Source organism: Sphingomonas sp. SORGH_AS_0879, from assembly GCF_030819175.1.
Lineage (GTDB): Bacteria > Pseudomonadota > Alphaproteobacteria > Sphingomonadales > Sphingomonadaceae > Sphingomonas.
In genome coordinates this window covers 4,115,277-4,132,321 of sequence record NZ_JAUTBJ010000002.1, presented here as the reverse complement: position 1 = coordinate 4,132,321, position 17,045 = coordinate 4,115,277, and the positions used below count along the sequence as shown (strand labels likewise).

General features: G+C 67.1%; 9 protein-coding genes, 1 tRNA gene, 3 pseudogenes and 1 riboswitch. Of the genes and pseudogenes, 7 read left to right on the top strand and 6 right to left on the bottom strand.

The annotated features are described in order from the left end of the window. Positions 1-120: 120 nt before the first annotated feature. Positions 121-2,022 carry a TonB-dependent receptor domain-containing protein gene (locus QE379_RS19260; protein ID WP_307002931.1) on the top strand — a complete coding sequence of 634 codons (1,902 nt, stop codon included), beginning with the start codon at positions 121-123 and terminating at the stop codon, positions 2,020-2,022. Between the two features lie 14 nt (positions 2,023-2,036). On the opposite strand, the pseudogene QE379_RS19720 reads toward QE379_RS19260, so the two are convergent. After that, a pseudogene (locus QE379_RS19720) lies at positions 2,037-2,418 on the bottom strand (phosphotransferase); the annotation flags it as partial. Between the two features lie 135 nt (positions 2,419-2,553). Further along, positions 2,554-2,634, top strand: a riboswitch (ZMP/ZTP riboswitch). 35 nt (positions 2,635-2,669) lie between these two features. On the opposite strand from QE379_RS19720, the gene QE379_RS19255 reads away from it, so the two are divergent. After that, entirely contained in the window at positions 2,670-3,284 is a 615-nt protein-coding gene (locus QE379_RS19255) for a LysE family translocator (RefSeq protein WP_307002930.1), read from the top strand. 42 nt (positions 3,285-3,326) lie between these two features. Here the strand turns inward: QE379_RS19255 and QE379_RS19250 are convergent, their stop codons facing one another. After that, entirely contained in the window at positions 3,327-3,524 is a 198-nt protein-coding gene (locus QE379_RS19250) for a hypothetical protein (RefSeq protein ID WP_307002929.1), read from the bottom strand. Here QE379_RS19250 and poxB point away from each other — a divergent pair. Beyond that, a pseudogene (gene poxB / locus QE379_RS19245) lies at positions 3,518-5,263 on the top strand (ubiquinone-dependent pyruvate dehydrogenase); the annotation flags it as partial. The gene QE379_RS19250 and the pseudogene poxB sit on opposite strands and share 7 nt — an antisense overlap. Further along, positions 5,175-5,897 (top strand): FUSC family protein, encoded by a 723-nt coding sequence (locus QE379_RS19715; protein WP_373461880.1) that lies wholly within the window; start codon positions 5,175-5,177, stop codon positions 5,895-5,897. The pseudogene poxB and the gene QE379_RS19715, both read left to right, overlap by 89 nt. A 217-nt stretch (positions 5,898-6,114) precedes the next feature. On the opposite strand, the gene QE379_RS19240 is transcribed toward QE379_RS19715, so the two are convergent. After that, positions 6,115-7,280, bottom strand: a protein-coding gene (locus QE379_RS19240; protein ID WP_373461696.1) for an IS3 family transposase whose coding sequence is annotated in 2 segments (ribosomal slippage) — positions 6,115-7,019 and positions 7,019-7,280 — 1,167 coding nt in all. Because the reading frame shifts where the segments join, the coding sequence is not laid out codon by codon here. A 97-nt stretch (positions 7,281-7,377) separates the two neighbouring features. Here QE379_RS19240 and QE379_RS19235 point away from each other — a divergent pair. Beyond that, positions 7,378-7,578, top strand: coding sequence for an AlpA family transcriptional regulator (locus tag QE379_RS19235; RefSeq protein WP_084220569.1), 201 nt, complete (start codon positions 7,378-7,380; stop codon positions 7,576-7,578). Between the two features lie 31 nt (positions 7,579-7,609). Here QE379_RS19235 and QE379_RS19230 read toward each other — a convergent pair whose 3' ends face one another. Together QE379_RS19230 and QE379_RS19225 are read right to left on the bottom strand one after the other, a co-directional pair. Beyond that, a complete protein-coding gene (locus QE379_RS19230; RefSeq protein WP_307003308.1) occupies positions 7,610-8,827 on the bottom strand; it encodes an integrase arm-type DNA-binding domain-containing protein in 1,218 nt (405 codons plus the stop codon). Between the two features lie 150 nt (positions 8,828-8,977). Further along, positions 8,978-9,053 (bottom strand) — tRNA-Thr (locus tag QE379_RS19225). A gap of 138 nt (positions 9,054-9,191) precedes the next feature. Here QE379_RS19225 and QE379_RS19220 point away from each other — a divergent pair. After that, positions 9,192-9,995: a hypothetical protein gene (locus tag QE379_RS19220; protein WP_307002924.1), complete on the top strand. Its 804-nt coding sequence runs from the start codon at positions 9,192-9,194 to the stop codon at positions 9,993-9,995. A 77-nt stretch (positions 9,996-10,072) separates the two neighbouring features. Beyond that, positions 10,073-14,687 (top strand): annotated as a pseudogene (locus tag QE379_RS19215) (NAD-glutamate dehydrogenase). A gap of 345 nt (positions 14,688-15,032) precedes the next feature. Here QE379_RS19215 and QE379_RS19210 read toward each other — a convergent pair. Next, positions 15,033-16,835: an aminopeptidase P family protein gene (locus QE379_RS19210; protein WP_307002923.1), complete on the bottom strand. Its 1,803-nt coding sequence runs from the start codon at positions 16,833-16,835 to the stop codon at positions 15,033-15,035. Positions 16,836-17,045: the final 210 nt, after the last annotated feature.

Genomic DNA, 17,045 nt, shown 5'->3' with positions numbered 1-17,045 from the left:
CCAGACCCCATATGGGGCATGGCCCGATGCAGCAGTGCGGCCGATCCGGTTTGATCTTGGTAAGCCGCAAGTCCCTCGCTAGAGGGGGCGGCGGGGGCAGACATGCGGAAATGGGCATTGATGACACTCGCGGCCTTCGGGTTCGCGGGGGAGGCATGGGCGCAGCGCGCCGACCAGAACGCCGCGCGAGCGGCCGAGGACGCGTTCGGCGTCAGCTACGCCAACGAGTCCGTCGGACTGTACGATGAGGAGGACGTGCGCGGCTTCTCGCCGATCGACGCGGGCAATGTCCGTATCGAGGGGCTGTATATCGATCAGCAGGCGGACCTCAGCTATCGCATCGTCGACAGCTCGATCATCCGCATCGGCCTGACGGCGATCGACTATCCGTTCCCGGCGCCGACCGGGATCGCCGATTTTCGCCTACCCGAGGCGCCCGAGGCCCTGGTCCTCAGCCCCCGGTTGAACGCGGGCACGTTCGGCGACGCCAGTATCGAGTTCGACGTTCGCGCACCGATCGTCGGTCGAACCTTGTCGGCGGCGGGCGGGTTCGGCCTCTATCGTGACGATGAATGGTTCGGGGGCACGCCGAAGCTATTCTCCGGCGGCGTCAGCCTCCGGTGGCGGCCCGCGCCCGATACCGAGATCATCCCGTTCTGGAGCCTCGACTCGATCTGGAGCGAGGAGGCCCTGCCGACCTATTTCACCAGCGGCGCGTTTGTCCCGCCGCGCGTGCGCGATCGCCGCCGCTACACCGGGCAGGACTGGGCGACCAACACCAGTCGCGGCAGCAATACGGGCCTGATCGCCCGCACGAAGCTGGGGGACTGGTCGGTGGCGGGCGGCCTGTTCCGGTCGATCTTCGCCGTCAGCCGCGATCGGACGACGCTGTGGCTCGACGTGGACGAAGAAGGCACCGGCACGGAAACCGTCTATGCGGCCCCGCCGTCGCGCTATGCCTCCACCTCGGGCGAGGTACGCGTGTCCCGCACCTTCACCGAAGGTCCGCGGCTGCATCGCTTCCATGTATCGGCCCGCGCCCGCGATCAGGTCCGCCTCTACGGCGAGGCGGAGGCGGTCGAACTGTCCCGCCGCGACATCGCGACGCGCGCGCCGATCGCCGAACCGTCCTTCACCTTCGCGGAGCGCACGCCCGACGACGTTCGACAGGTGACGGGCGGCATCGCTTATGAGGGGCGCTGGAAGGGGCGGGGCAGCCTCAACATCGGCATCCAGAAGACCGATTATCGCAAGCATGTCCGTCCGCCCGGGCGCGACGCCATCCTGTCGCGTGACCGGCCGTGGCTGTTCAACCTGATGGCCTCGATCGACGTGGCGTCCGGCCTGTCGGCTTATGCCGGGGTGACGCGAGGGCTGGAGGAAAGCGAGGTGGCCCCGGATATCGCGGTCAACCGCAATGCGGCGCCGCCCGCGCTGCGGACGCGGCAGGTCGATGCCGGCGTGCGCGCCTCGCTGGGCAAGCTGCAAGCGGCGATGGGCGTGTTCGATGTGCGCAAGCCCTATTTCAATCTCGACGGCTCGAACCTCTACCGCCGGTTGGGCGAGGTCCGCCACCGCGGTATCGAGGGGTCGTTGAGCGGGAACATGACGCCGTTCGCCAGCATCGTTGCGGGTGCGGTCCTGCTCGATCCGCGCGTCACCGGGGAATTGGTCGAAGACGGAACGATCGGCCCGCGCCCGGTCGGCACCAGCCGCAGTCGCATCGTCCTGGCGCTGGACGTGCATCCGGAAAGCTGGCGCGGATCGTCCTTCGATCTTCAGGTGACGCGGCATGGCGGGTCGTTCGCCGACCAGGCCAATGCCCTCCGCCTGCCATCGCGCCCGACCGTCGCCCTGGGCGCGCGTCACCGGCTCCGGCTCGGGCAGCGCGAGGTGATCGCCCGCGTTCAGGTGATGAACCTGTTCGATAGCTATCGGTGGATCGCCGACTCCTCGGGGGGCCTGACCTACAATGCCGGTCGCTATGTCGGCTTTTCCCTCGCGACCGATCTGGAGACATAGGCCGCCCAAGCTGCACAGCCGACCACCTCGCCGTTGACCAGCAAGATATTATCGAGCGAGAAGTCGCCGCGCGTGACGACGGGATCGGATGGCAGCGGCAACAGGCGCTGCATCGCGTCCCATCGCTGTTCCGCAGTCCAGCCCTCACGGTCGGCGTCGAAATCCTCTTCCTAGACCAGACCCGCGTGGAGGCGCCGCAGGAATGCCGCCAGCGACAGAGACTCGGCCATGTTTGAGGAACAGGTCGGGCGCAGCGATCCTGCCATGCAGCCGATAGACGGCACCGCCCGACTCCCCGACAGTGTCGCGCGCCCACTCATACCCCGCCGACAACGCGGACATGCTCTCCGGCAGCGTTATGGCTGCACATTCCTCTTCCCGATCCATATCCATCACCCCGCCACGCTGCTCCTGGCGGTCGATATCCGCTGACGGAAGGGTCGCCAGGGCTTTGCTTGCACAGCAAAGCGGCGCTCGATGCCGTCACGACAGGTCGGTCTTTACAGATCGCAACGCCGATGACTATCTTCCGACACCTCGCGCGACTGACGCTGACAGATGGAGTACCATCGGGGAGCGCGGGGGCATTCGCCGCGCGTCTGGGCATCCTTTCCATAGGGAGAAAGCAGATGCCCTAACTCGCCAGCTTGCTGACCTTTGCCGCCATCGCCCTCGGCATGGCCCTGACGCCGGGGCCGAACATGGTCTATCTGATCTCTCGCTCGATCTGTCAGGGGAGGACCGCCGGCCTGATCTCGCTGGGCGGTGTCGCACTCGGTTTCGTCTTCTACATGTTGTGCGCGGCCTTCGGCATCACCGCGCTCGTGCTGGCGGTGCCTTATGCCTATGACGCCGTTCGCATTGTCGGCGCCCTCTATCTGATCTGGCTGGCATGGCAGGCGGTCCGGCCCGGGGGACGCTCGCCGTTCCAGGTCAGGGATCTGCCGGTGGACAGTCCGCGCAAGCTGTTCCTGATGGGCTTCCTGACCAATCTGCTGAACCCAAAGATCGCGGTGATGTATCTGTCCTTGTTGCCGCAGTTCATCGACCCCGCGCGCGGCAGCGTCCTGGGGCAGGCGCTGGTGCTGGGAAGCGTCCAGATCATCCTCAGCGTTGGCGTCAACGCCCTGATCGCGGTGTCCGCCGCCTCGATTGCCATATTCCTGACCCAGCGCCCGACATTCGCACTGATCCAGCGCTGGGTCATGGGGACCGTGTTGGCAGCCTTGGCCGTCAGGATGGCGACGGAAGCTCGTCGATAGGTCGGAACGGCTCCTCGCCTTCAGCATCGCTGACGGCGAGGGTCATCCCTGTCGCTGCGGCAGCATCGCCATCTCGCATTCGGCGTGGCGCGCGCCTTGCACGCCGCTCATGTCGATGCCTCCGCGAAGCCGGGTCGAGCGCGTGTTCGATGTCCGGCGCGGGAGCAACGGGCCGCCCTTGCCGAGGACATACGCGCCTCCTCCGCCCGCTTCGCTGACCATCGCGACATCGCATGTCATGCATCATTGGCACGGCACGTTGCAAAAACATCATCGCTCTTATTGGAAGCCAATCCTTCGCCTCCTCGTTTCGCCCTTGCAACGTGAAGACGGTGGCGCTGCGCCCCGATCGATACAAGAGAGGACGGATTGTGGCCGAGACGATTGCCGACCTGTTGAACCGCACGCTGGTCGAGGCGGGCGTGGAGCGCATCTGGGGCGTGACCGGCGACAGCCTGAACGCCTTCAACGACAGCCTGCGGAAATCGGGCAAGATCCAATGGATGCATGTCCGCAACGAGGAGGCGGGCGCCTTCGCGGCGGGGGCGGAGGCGGCCGCGACCGGTGCGCTGGCGGTCTGTGCGGGCAGTTGCGGGCCGGGCAACCTCCACCTCATCAACGGCCTGTATGACTGCCACCGCAACCATGTGCCGGTCCTCGCCATCGCTGCGCATATCCCGTCGAGCGAGATCGGCCTCGGATATTTCCAGGAAACCCATCCGACCGAGCTGTTCCGCGAGTGCAGCCATTTCTGCGAGATGGTGCAGGACCCGCGCCAGATGCCCGAACTGCTCCACCGCGCGATCCGCACCGCGATCGGCCAGCGCGGCGTCGCGGTGCTGGTCATCCCAGGCGATATCGCGCTGAAGCCCGCGCCCGAGGCGCGGGCCGTCGCCTTCCCGCCGCTCGCCACCCCGCGCCTGGTGCCCGGGCAGGCGGAACTGGCGAAGATCGCGGACCTGCTCAACGGGTCGAAGGCGGTGACCCTGCTCTGCGGCTCGGGCACGGCGGGTGCGCATGACGAGGTGGTGGCGCTGGCCGAGGCGCTGAAGGCCCCCATCGTCCATGCCTATCGTGGCAAGGAATATATCGAGTACGACAATCCCTATGATGTCGGGATGACCGGGCTGATAGGCTTTTCGTCGGGCTATCACGCGATGATGGACTGCGACACGCTGCTGATGCTCGGCACCGACTTTCCCTATCGCAATTTCTACCCTGAAAAGGCGAAGGTCGTTCAGGTGGACCGCGACCCCAGTGCGCTCGGTCGCCGCGTGCCGCTCGACCTGGGCGTGGTCGGCGATGTCGTCGAGGTGGCGCGGGGACTGGTCCCGCTGATCCGGGGCGAGCGGGACGACCGGTTCCTGGAAAAGGCCCGCGCCCATTATCGCGATGCCCGCAAGGGGCTGGACGACCTGGCGACCACGCGCGATGGCGACAAGCCGCTCCACCCGCAGTTCGTCGCGCGCACCATCGACCGGCTGGCCGCCCAGGATGCGATCTTCACCGCCGATGTCGGGACCCCGGCCGTCTGGGCCGCGCGCTATCTGACGATGAACGGGCGGCGGCGGCTGATCGGATCGTTCAACCATGGCTCGATGGCCAATGCACTGCCCCAGGCGCTGGGCGCGCAGGGTGCCTTCCCCGCGCGCCAGATCGTGTCGATGTCGGGCGACGGCGGCCTCGCCATGCTGATGGGCGACATGCTGACCGCGGTGCAGATGAAGCTGCCGATCAAGATCGTCGTCTTCAACAACTCCACGCTGGGCTTCGTGGCGCTGGAGCAGAAGGCGGCGGGCTATGTCGACGAGAATGTCTCGCTCCAGAACCCCGATTTCGGCGCGATCGCGCGCGAGATGGGCTATTTCGGGGTGCGCGTGACGCGGTCCGATGCTTTGGAGAGCGCCTTGCGCGATGCCTTCGCGCATGACGGCCCCGCGCTGGTCGACGTCGTCACCGAAACGCAGGAACTCATCATGCCGCCCAAGATCCAGGCCGAGCAGGTCAAGGGCTTCAGCCTCTACGCCGCCCGCGCGCGGTGCTCAGCGGACGTGGCGACGAGGTGCTGGAACTGGCCAAGGCCAATCTGTTCCGGTGAGGCGACCGCTCGCTCTGCGGTCGTGGGTGACTGCGGCCGTGTCCCGCACGGAGGCGATCCGTTCGATCGCCTTCGTCGCGCGCTGCACGGCGGCCGCGGTGCTGGCGCTGGTGATCGCCAACCGGATGGGGCTGGACCATCCGGTTTGGGCGAGCGTGTCGGCGCTGGTGGTGTCGCAGGACAGGCTGGGCGACACGCACCGATCGCTGACGTCGCGGATTGCCGCGACCGTCGTGGGCTTGGTGGTGGCGTTGCTGGTCGCCATCGCGATGCGCGGGGCGGGGCAGGTCGCGATGCTGGCGGTTGCGGTGGGTATCACCGCCAGCATCGCCCGTCTCCGCCCGGAACTGCGGGTCTGCATGTGGACGTCGGTGATCGTGCTGCTGACGGCACCGCCCGGTGGATCGATCGTCACGGCCGCGCTGGCGCGCGCCGAGGAGGTGTTGCTCGGCGTCGCCATTGGCGCTGCCGCACATTGGATATCCGAGCGCTTCCTGTTTCGCCGGGGGGCGTGACCTGGGGCGGAACCTTGTCCTGTTGTTTCTCAAGGCCGCTTCGCCTCAGGCGTCGGGCCCCCCCCCGGCAAACCCGGCGCGGTTCAGTCTTTGCCTTTGGGCCAGTGGGATCGAACCCCGGAAATCGTAAGTGCCGCCATCACGCTTAACCAGCTACGCTCATTCTCGCCTCGCTACGATTGTAGCAGAGAGTCGTTACTGACGTGACCCCGGTCTTTCATCCAGCGGCAACCAGAGACCGACCGTGGTTTTCGCGCATAAGCGCAGGTGAAGCAACGGGCGGGGTTAACCCCGCCCGTTGCTGTTCGAGCCCGGCAGCGAAGGCTGCCGGAGTGGCGTAGCCGAGCGAGGAGTGCGGACGCTCGTTGTTGTAGTCGTCGACCCAGCGGGCCAGAATCGAGCGGGCCTGACCGATGGTGAAGAACAGCGTCTCGTTGAGCAGCTCGTCGCGCATGCGACCGTTAAAGCTCTCGACGAACCCGTTCTGCGTGGGCTTGCCCGGCGCGATGTAATGCCACTCGATGCGGGCATCGCCGGACCAGGCGAGCACCGCGTTCGACGTCAGTTCGGTCCCGTTGTCGCTGACGATCATCTTCGGCCTGCCACGCTCGGCGATCAGATCGGCCAGCTCGCGCACGACCCGCCGGCCCGAGATCGACGTGTCCACCACCGCCCGAAGGCATTCGCGCGTGACGTCATCGACGATGTTGAGCACGCGGAACCGACGGCCGGTCACGAGCTGGTCGTGGACGAAGTCCAGACTCCAGCGCTGGTTGGGAAGCGCCAGCACTGACGCGGGCGCACGGCTGCCTGTGGCGCGCCTTCGTCCCTTCCGGCGCCTGACCGTCAAACCCTCCTCACGATAGAGCCGCTGGGTCTTCTTGCGGTTGATCGTGATGCCGTCCCGGCGCAGCAGGATGTGCAGACGCCGATAGCCGAACCGTCGGCGTTGCTGCGCCAGCTCGCGCAGCCGCGACCGCAGGTCGCCATCATCCGCCCGGCACGAGCGATACCGCATGCTCGTGCGGTCTGCCCCAACGACCGTGCATGCCCGCCGCTCGCTCATCCCCAGCGTCGCCTGGAGATGCGCGACCGCTTGCCGCTTCGCGGCGGGCGTCACCACTTTTTTGACAGCAGGTCTTTCAACCCCGCATTGTCCAGCATCGTGTCCGCCAGTAGCCGTTTGAGCCGGGCGTTCTCCTCTTCGAGCGACCGCAGGCGCTTTGCGTCGGACACCTCCAGGCCGCCGAACTTCGCCTTCCACGCATAGTAAGTCGCGCTCGACATCCCGTGCTTGCGGCACAGCTCCGTCACCACCGCACCCGCCTCGGCCTCCTTCAGGATGCCGATGATCTGCTCTTCCGAAAACTGCTTCCGCTTCATTCCGTCCGTCCCTTTAAGGAGACGGTCTCTACTTCCAGTTGGATGAAGAAACGGGGGTCACGTCACTTCCCAACCGCAAAACCGAAAGGTGGCGCCCATGTCCGCTAATCCTGACCGCTTTCTCCGTCTGAACGCCGTCCTGGCGCAGACAGGACTTTGCCGTTCCACCCTATATCGCAAGATGGCCGACGGCACCTTTCCAAGGAGCACTCAGCTCAGCACCCGCTGCATAGGCTGGCGTGCCTCGGCCATCGACGAGTGGATGCGCAATCCCGCTTCCTACGATCCTGCGAAATAACGCCATCATCATATGGCAGGTGTCGCAAGTCTTACGCTCGCTTCCGAAACTTGCCTTTGATGACGGCACCGCCAACCCGGAGTTGGTCGAGATAATCCGACCACCACTGCGCCATGCGCACCCGTTCCGCCCAGTGCGCGCCGCGATGATAGGCGGCGCGCACCTTGTCCTTCTCGCCATGGGCCAGCGCGCGCTCGATGGCGTCGGGATGCCACAGCCCTGACTCGTTGAGGAGCGTGCTGGCCATGGCGCGGAAGCCGTGGCTGGTCATCTCGTCGTTCTCGAACCCCAGGCGGCGCAGCGCGACGTTCAGCGTATTGTCCGAGATGCAGCGCTTGGTGGTATGAAGCGCCGGGAAGAGGAATTCGCTGTCCCGCGCCAGCGACCGCAGATCCTGCAAAAGGAACAGCACCTGCCGCGACAAGGGTACGGCATGCGGCTGCTTCATCTTCATGCGTTCGGCCGGCACGCGCCAGACCTTTTCGGCGAAGTCGATCTCGCTCCACTTCGCCTGCCGCAGCTCACCCGGACGCAGGAAGACATGCGGCGCGATCCTGAGCGCGTGCAAGGTCTCGGGCCGGCCCGTGTACCCGTCGATTGCGCGCAGCAGGTCGCCGACCTTCTTGGGCTCGACGATCGCGGCATGATGTTTGACCCGGGGTACGGTAAGGGCCCCGCGCAGGATGTCGGCTGGATTGCGCTCGGTGCGCAGGGTCGCGAAACCATAGCGGAAGACGCGGCCGGCAAAGGAGCGTAGCCGAAGCGCTGTCTCATGATGCCCCCGACGCTCTACCCGCTTCAGCACGTCGAGAAGCTCATGCGGGGTGATCGCTGCGATCGGGCGCTTGGCGATGCCATCGAGTAGTTCAAGGAACCAGCGCGCCTTCTTGATGGTGGCGGGGGAGCGTCCCTCCCGCTCCATCTTCTGGATATATTCCTCCGCCACCAGGGCGAAGGTTGTCTGCGCGGCGAGTTCGGCCTTAAGCCGCCGCTGGCGCTTTTCCTCGACCGGATCGATCCCGTCATCGAGTTCGGCCTTGGCCTCGTCGCGCTTCCTGCGCGCCTGCACCAAGGTGACATCGGGGAAACTGCCCAGCGAAAGTTTGCGCTCGATGCCGCAGCATCGATAGCGAAAGCGCCAGAGCAGGGTGCCGGATGGCTGCACCAGTAGATACAGGCCGTCCGAATCGGCCACCTTGTAAGGACGCTCTGCCGGTTTCAGCGCCCGAATCTGCACAACCGTAAGCATGGGGCCACGCCTCCTGCAACGTTCGTGGCCCCATGATTCGTGGCCCCTTTTGAGTGGGCCAAGGCGGAACATAATGAGATTTCACGGGACCGCCGAGAGGCAGTTTACCGCAGATTTCTGCGGTTTTCCAGGTTTGTTCCGGAGACGTGATGGTGCCGCTTACAGGACTCGAACCTGTGACCCCCGCATTACGAATGCGATGCTCTACCAGCTGAGCTAAAGCGGCCCGTCGATCGAACCGGCTGGTGTCCGGTCGAGGTGGGCGCGCTTAACAGGTCGTTGGGGGGCTGGCAAGCGTCTTTGCGATCTTTACCCGGGGTTAACTATAGGCGGGCATGACCGGAGCATGGCCAGGAAGACAGTCATGAGCAGCGCCCCGCACCCCGATACCGTATCGGTCGGGAGCGATGGGGCCGATCGAGGCGATGATGTGCTTCTGGACCTCGGCGGGGTCGAGCGACGGTTGCATGCGCGGGCCTATCACCATTGGGCGTCGTTGCTGGGAGATGCGCGGTTCCCGGTGATCGGGGCGCTCGAAGCCGACGCGATGGGGGATTTCGCGGCCAATTCCGTCCTGCTCGACTTTCGCGGCGACCGGCGCGATCCGGCCATCGCCTATATCGGCCAGGCGCTGCGCGAGGAGTGCGGCATGGCGGGACCGGTCAAGCGCGTCGCCGACCTTCCCGAACGATCGCTGCTCGCCCGGCTGACGGGGCATTGCGACCGGATCCTGATCGATCAGGCCCCGGCGGGGTTCGAGGCCGAGTTCATCAACGGACGGGGGCGGACCACGCTCTATCGTGGCATCCTGCTGCCCTATTCGTCCGACGGGCTGATGATCGATTTCGTGCACGGAGTGGTCAGTTGGAAGGAACTGGCCGATCCGCTGTTGCAGGCGACGCTCGATTCGGCGCTGCTTCAATCCGCGAGCCGTGCGCCGGCACCGGTGGCGCAAGGGACCGCCGAGGACTTGTGGAATCCACCGTCCGCCAAGGCCATGGCCGAGCCCGAGGTCATCGGGCATGTCGATTTCGCGACCGATGCCGCGCCCGGAACGCCGATGGTGCTGGTCGGTCATGTCAGCGTCGCAGGCGGCGTGGCGATCACCGGTTCGGTCAGCGGCGATGCGCGGTTGGCCGAAAGGGTATTGCGCGCCACGCGCGGATAATTGCGCTGCGACGCAACATCTTTTCTCGGGTTGCAAAGGGTTGAGCGGCGCGGACGCCGGGCCTAGGACTAGCGTCCATGGCACCGAATATGTCGCATCCGATGGCCGACGCGATTGCCGCGCGGCTGACCCAGGGCGCCCTTCCGGCGGAGTTGCAGGGGTTTGGCCCCGCGGAGGTGGCGGCTGCGGCGGCCTTCGTCGCGGGGGTGGCGCAGCGGCGCGCGGCCGGAGAGCCCTCCATCGCGCTGGAGCCGATGTCGGGCGACGACACGCATCGCCGGATGCGCCTGGCCATCGTCAATGACGACATGCCGTTCCTGGTCGATTCGATCGCCGCCATGGTCGGCGCGGACGGTATCGCGATCGACCGGGTGATCCACCCCGTCCTGCCTGTGACCCGCGACGCAGAGGGCGAGCTTCAGGCGATCGGGGCGGGCGGAAAGTCCGAATCCTTCATCTATCTGGAAATGGAACGCGCCGATGCGCGCGACCGGCGCGGCCTGGTCGATGATCTGCGTGGCGTTCTGGCCGATGTGCGCGCCGCCGTGGCCGACTGGTCGGGCTTGCAGGACGCGCTGGCCGCCGATGCGACCACGCTGGGCGAGAAGAATGGCGAGGGCGCGGCGCTCCTGCTGTGGTTCCTGAACGGCAAGCTGACGCTGCTCGGCCATGAGACATGGTATGAGGATGGCCGCGACGCCCCCGCATTGGGCGTGGCGCGGACGCCGCACAAGGTGCCGTTGCTGGCCGACACGTCGCGGCAGCGGGCGCTGGCCTATTTCGCGGAAGGTGGCGCGGCGCCGCTGTTGCTCAAGTCCAACGCGATCTCGACCGTGCACCGTTCGGTGCCGCTCGATCTGGTGCTGGTGCCGATCATCCAGGGCGGTCGCCCCGTCGGTCTGTCGATCCATGCGGGTCTGTGGACCAGCGCCGCGCTCGCCAGCCCCCCGCACGAGGTGCCGGTGCTGCGCACGCGCCTCGCCGCGTTGCAGGCCAAGTTCGGTTTCGATCCGCGCGGCCATACGGGCAAGGCGCTGACCCATGCGCTGACCGCCTTGCCGCATGATCTGGTCACGGCTTTCCCGGCCGAGGCGCTGGAGACGCTGGCGCTGACCGCCATGTCGCTGGCGGACCGGCCGCGTCCCGAACTGGTGCTGATCCGCTCGGTGTTGCAGCGGCATCTGTTCGCCTTTGTCTGGCTGCCGCGCGACGAACTGACCACCGCGCGGCGCGTCGCCATCGGTGACATGCTGGGCGAGGCGGCGAACGGATCGCTGCTCAACTGGTCGATCGCGCTGGAGGACGGCGTCGTCGCGCTGATCCGCTATACCATCGACCTGCGCCAGGATGGCCGCCTGCCGGATACGGCGGCGCTGGCCGAGCGGCTGCGCAAGATGGTGCGCGGATGGATGCCCGATGTCGAGGCGGCGCTGGCCGAACAGGTGCCCGCCCCCCGTGCGGCGCGTCTGGCGCTGCGCTGGGCCAATGCCTTCCCGACCAATTATCGCAACCTCAGCGATGCGGGCGAGGCGGCGGCGGATATTCTGCGCCTGTCGAGCCTGGAGAATGAGGGCAGCCGTTCGGTCCGCCTCTTCCCGGTCCAGCCGGGGCAGGATCGCCAGCTCAAGATCTACAAGCTGAACGGCGCGCTGGCCCTGTCGGACGCGGTGCCGGTCTTGGAGAATTTCGGCTTCCGCGTGATCGGCGAACTGCCGACAAGGCTGCGTGACGATTCCGATCCCTTCGTCCACGACTTCATCGTCGAGACCGAGGCGACCACCGAGCCCAGGGGCGCGGCGGTGCTGGAGGGCGCGATTGCCGCCGTGCTGGAGGGCGCGGCGGAGAATGACGCGTTCAACCGGCTGATCGTCGATGTGGGGTTGAGCCCCCAGGCGGTGGTGCTGTTCCGCGCCTGGTTCCGCTATCTGCGGCAGGCGGGACTGCCTTACGGGCTGACCACCGTGGTCGATGCGCTGCGCCGCGCGCCCAGGCTGGCGACCGCGCTGATCGAGCGGTTCACGGCGGCGCATGACCCGAAGGCGACGGGCGACATCGCCGCCGCCGATGCCGCGATCGCGACCGGGCTGGATGCGGTGTCGGCCATCGACGACGACCGTATTCTGCGCAGCTTCCGCGACATGATCGCGGCGACGTTGCGCACCAACGCCTTTGCCGAGGCTGGCAAGGAAGCGCTGGCGTTCAAGCTGGACAGCCATAGGATTCCGGGCCTGCCCGCGCCGCTGCCGTGGCGTGAGGTGTGGGTCTATTCCCCGCGGGTCGAGGGCATTCACCTGCGCGCCGGGCCGGTGGCACGTGGCGGCCTTGCGCTGGTCGGATCGCCGCGACGACTTCCGCACCGAAATCCTGGGGCTGATGAAGGCGCAACGGGTGAAGAACGCGGTCATCGTGCCGACCGGGGCCAAGGGCGGTTTCTATCCCAAGCAACTCCCGTCGCCGGTCACGGACCGCGACGGATGGGCCGCCGAGGGCAAGGAAAGCTACCGCGTCTTCATCCGCGCTTTGCTGTCGATCACCGACAATATCGTCGAGGGCGCGGTGGTGCACCCGGACGGCGTGCGGGTGCTGGACGGCGAAGACCCCTATTTCGTGGTCGCCGCCGACAAGGGCACCGCGACCTTCTCCGACGTCGCCAATGCGCTGGCGCTGGAGCGCGGTTTCTGGCTGGGCGACGCCTTCGCCTCCGGGGGTAGCCAGGGTTACGACCACAAGGCGATGGGCATCACCGCCAAGGGCGCATGGGTCTCGGTCCAGCGCCACTTCGCCGAGCGCGGCATCGACGTGCAGAGCCAGCCGATCCGCGTGGTCGGTTGCGGCGACATGTCGGGCGACGTGTTCGGCAATGGGATGCTCTTGTCCAAGGCGATCAAGCTGGTCGCCGCGTTCGATCATCGCCACATCTTCCTCGACCCGAACCCCGATCCGGCGGCGAGTTGGGACGAGCGCGCGCGCATGTTCGCGCTTCCCCGGTCGAGTTGGGCGGATTACGACACCAGCCTGATTTCGGCGGGCGGTGGCGTCTTCCCGCGTTCGGCCAAGACCATTCCTCTGTCGGACGAAATCCGTGAGGCCTTGGGCATCACCGCGACCTCGCTCGAACCGGCGGCCTTGATCTCGGCGATCCTGAAGGCCCCGGCCGATCTGCTCTGGTTCGGCGGCATCGGGACGTACATCAAGGCGGCGGCGGAGAACAACGTCCAGGTCGGCGATCCGGCGAACGACCGCCTGCGCGTCGATGCCGAGGATTTGCGGGTCATCGCCATCGGCGAGGGCGCGAATCTGGGCGTCACGCAAGCCGCGCGCATCGCCTTTGCCGAGCGTGGCGGGCGGATCAACACCGACTTCATCGACAATTCGGCGGGCGTCGACTGCTCGGATAACGAGGTCAACATCAAGATCGCGCTCAACCGCGAGATGATCGAGGGCCGGTTGGCGGAGGGCGACCGCAACACGCTTCTCGCGTCGATGACCGATGACGTGGCGCATCTGGTGCTGGAGGATAACCGGCTCCAGACCTTGGGGCTGTCGATCGCCGAGGCGGATGGCGCGGGCGCGATGCCGAGTTACGTCCGCGTCATCGAGATCTTCGAGAGCGCCGGGCGGCTCGACCGCGCGGTCGAGGGGCTGGGTAGCAACGACGTGCTGCTGCGGCGCGGGCAGGACGGCATTCCGTTGACCCGCCCCGAGCTGGCAGTGCTGCTGGCGACGGCCAAGCTGACCTTGCAGGACGCGATCGAGACCAGCCCGCTGGCGCTGGACGACGAACTGCTCCCCGATCTGCGCGCGGCCTTCCCGCCCGCCATGCAGGCGCAGTTCGGCGAGGCCATCGACCAGCATCGCCTGCGGGGCGAGATCGTCGCGACCAAGCTGGCCAACCGGATCGTCAACCGGATGGGCATTCTCCACCCGTTCGAACTGGCGGAGGAGGAAGGCGCGGCGATGGCCGACATCGCGGCGATGTTCGTCGTGGTCGAGCGGCTGTTCGATCTGCCGACCTTGTGGACCGCGATCGAGACGGCGGCGATGCCCGAGGCCGCGCGTATCGGATTGTTCGACGAGGTGGCGCGCGCGACCCGCTCGCAGATCGCCGACCTGTTGCGGGCGATGCCTGCGGGCACGGCCCCCGGCGAGGTGCTGGAGCGGTTGCAGCCGGGCATCGCGCGGCTGGCGGCGGAAACGCCCGCCTTGCTTCGCGACGAGGCCAAGGCGCAGAGTGCGCGGGTGGTGGCCGCGCTGGCAGAGGCGGGTGCGCCTGCCGATCTGGCGGCGCAGGTGGTGCGGGTGTCCGAACTCGACGGCGCGGTGGGGCTGGCCGATCTGGGCCAGCGGCTGTCGCTCGACGAGACGCGGCTGACCCATGCCTTTACCCGTCTGGGCCAGGCGCTGGGCCTTGACTGGGCGCAGGGTCAGGCGGCGCGGATCAACCCCAGCGATCCGTGGGAGCGGTTGCTGATCGCGGGCCTCGCGCGCGACTTCCAGCAGCAGCGGCTGGACTTCCTGGGCCGTGCGGGCGCGACCGATCCCGAAGCCGCGGTCGAGGCCTGGCTGGAGCGCAATGCCGCACGGGTCGGCCAGTTCAAGGCGGTGATCGACCGGGCGCGTCTGGCCGCTCAGCCCAATGCCGCGATGCTGGCCCAGATAGCTGGGCAGGCGCGCGTGCTCCTCGGGCGCTAACTGTTCCCCGGCGAAGGGCGGGGTCCAGTTTCTGTGTCGCATGAGGTGCGCAAAATGCCGCGTGGGAGGCCCCTCCCGCGCGGCGTTTTTGTTCACGCGAAGCCGCGATGACGCGAAGAGTTTTGGTTCGCGCGGAGACGCGGAGGCGCGGAGAAGAAGGTTTGTTCGCGCAGAGGCGCAGAGGACGCAGAGAGGATATGCCGCGCGCAGCGCCCTCTATTCGTCACCGCCTGAGATAAGAGGGCCGCTGGCGCGGCGGGCGAGACATCTCCGCGTCTCCGCGCCTCCGCGCGAACCAAATCTTCTTTTCTTCTTCGCGTCATCGCGGCTTCGCGTGAACAAAAATCAGATCGCCGCACACTTCTCCAGCAACCAGTCGCGATCCGCGTCCTCCAGTTCCGGGGCCAGCCTCTCCGCCACCCGCGCATGATAGGCGTTGAGCCAGTTCCGTTCCCCCGCTGTCAGCAAATCCGCCACGATCAGCGTCCGTTCGATCGGGCAGAGCGTCAGCGTCTCGAATCCCAGCATCTCCCGATCCGCGCCCGCGATGTCGCGCGGCTCGACCAGCACCAGATTCTCGATGCGGATGCCGTACTCGCCCGCCTTGTAATAACCCGGCTCGTTGGACAGCAGCATGCCCGCGCGCAGCGGCTCCATCGCCGCGCCGCCGGGATAGTTGGGCGCGGCGATCCGCTGCGGCCCCTCATGCACCGACAGATAGGCGCCGACGCCGTGGCCGGTGCCATGCGCATAGTCCAGCCCGACCTCCCAGAGCGGCCGCCGCGCCAGCGAGTCCAGATGCCCGCCCAACGTCCCATCCGGGAAGACGGCGGTGGCGAGGCCGATATGCCCCTTGAGCACGCGGGTGAAGCGGTCGCGCATTTCCGCCGTCGGCTCGCCGATCGGCATGACGCGGGTGATGTCGGTGGTGCCGTCCTGATATTGGCCGCCGGAGTCGATCAGGAACAACTGCCCCGGCTCGATCGCGGCGTTCGATTCCTCGGTGACGTGATAATGCGGGCTCGCGCCATGCGCGCCGGTCGCCGAGATGGTCGAGAAGCTGGTGTCCTTGAGCAACCCGGTCGCTTCGCGATACGCCAGCAGCTTGGCGGCTGCCGACAATTCGGTCTGCCCGCCCTTGGGGCATTCGCGCTCGACCCAGTGGAGGAACTTCACCATCGCCGCCCCGTCGCGCACAGAGGCGGCGCGGTGCCCGGCGACTTCGGCGGGGTTCTTGATCGCCTTGGTCAGCACCACCGGATCGCGCAAGCCCAGCACCTTGGCCCCGCCCGCCTCCAGCGCTTGCGCGATCGCCGCCACCGCGCGTTCGGGGTCCGCGACCACGCGCTGGCCTGCAAAGCCGGTCAGATAGCCCTCGAACGCCGCGCGCTCGTGCAGGCGCACCGCATTGCCCAGATGCGCGCGCACCTCGGGCGTGATCTTCTCAGGGGATAGGAACAGGTCGGTTTCGCCGTCCGCATGGATGATCGCATAGGACAGCGCGACCGGCGTGTGCGCGACATCGGTGCCGCGCACGTTGAGCGCCCAGGCGATCGAATCCAGCGCCGACAGCACCACCGCATCGGCGCGTTGCTCGGCCAGCCATTCGCCGATCCGCGCGCGCTTGGCCGCCGAGCTTTCGCCCGCCACTGCATCCTCCTGCACGCTCAGCACGGCGGGGGAGGGGGCGGGGCGATCGGTCCACACCGCGTCGATCGGATTGGCGCTCACCGCGACCAGTTCCGCATCCCGGTCGGCCAGCGCGGCGGTCATGTCGGCGACCTGCTGGCGGGTGTGCAGCCACGGGTCGTACCCGATCCGCTGTCCCGCCGCCGCCTCGCGCCCCAGCCATCCCGCGACGCTATCCTGCGGCACGGGGATATAGGCGTAATCCTCGCCCGACACCTGCTCGCGCACCTGAAGCGTGTAGCGCCCATCGGTAAAGATCGCCGCCTTGTCCGCCAGCACCACCGCCGTTCCCGCCGACCCGCCAAAGCCGGTCAGCCAGGCCAGGCGCTGCGCATAGTCGCCGACATATTCGCTCATATGCTCGTCGGTCAGCGGCACGACGAAGCCGTCCAGCCCTTGCGCGGCCAATTCGGCGCGGAGGGCGGCCAGTCGGGTGGTTGGGCGGGCGGAATGGGGCATGGCAAGACCTGGCAGCGATAGGAGAGTGATCGCGGTCTAGCCCCGCCTTCACACATCGTCGAGCCAGAAGGGTTGTACCCCATCTTCCGTTCGCACTGAGCGAAGTCGAAGTGCACGTACCGCCCATCGCCGCACAGGATTCCCATGGCCTTCGACTTCGCTCAGGCTGAACGGAGGTTGGGGAGAGGGTATGAGGAAACCGCTCGACCC

Bases quoted from the DNA above. Each gene is read 5' to 3' on its own strand.
- QE379_RS19260 (WP_307002931.1), top strand. From the start codon at position 121: ATGACACTCGCGGCCTTCGGGTTCGCGGGGGAGGCATGGGCGCAGCGC.
- QE379_RS19250 (WP_307002929.1), bottom strand. From the start codon at position 3,524: ATGACATGCGATGTCGCGATGGTCAGCGAAGCGGGCGGAGGAGGCGCG.
- QE379_RS19715 (WP_373461880.1), top strand. From the start codon at position 5,175: ATGCTTTGGAGAGCGCCTTGCGCGATGCCTTCGCGCATGACGGCCCCG.
- QE379_RS19235 (WP_084220569.1), top strand. From the start codon at position 7,378: ATGTCCGCTAATCCTGACCGCTTTCTCCGTCTGAACGCCGTCCTGGCG.
- QE379_RS19230 (WP_307003308.1), bottom strand. From the start codon at position 8,827: ATGCTTACGGTTGTGCAGATTCGGGCGCTGAAACCGGCAGAGCGTCCT.
- QE379_RS19220 (WP_307002924.1), top strand. From the start codon at position 9,192: ATGAGCAGCGCCCCGCACCCCGATACCGTATCGGTCGGGAGCGATGGG.
- QE379_RS19210 (WP_307002923.1), bottom strand. From the start codon at position 16,835: ATGCCCCATTCCGCCCGCCCAACCACCCGACTGGCCGCCCTCCGCGCC.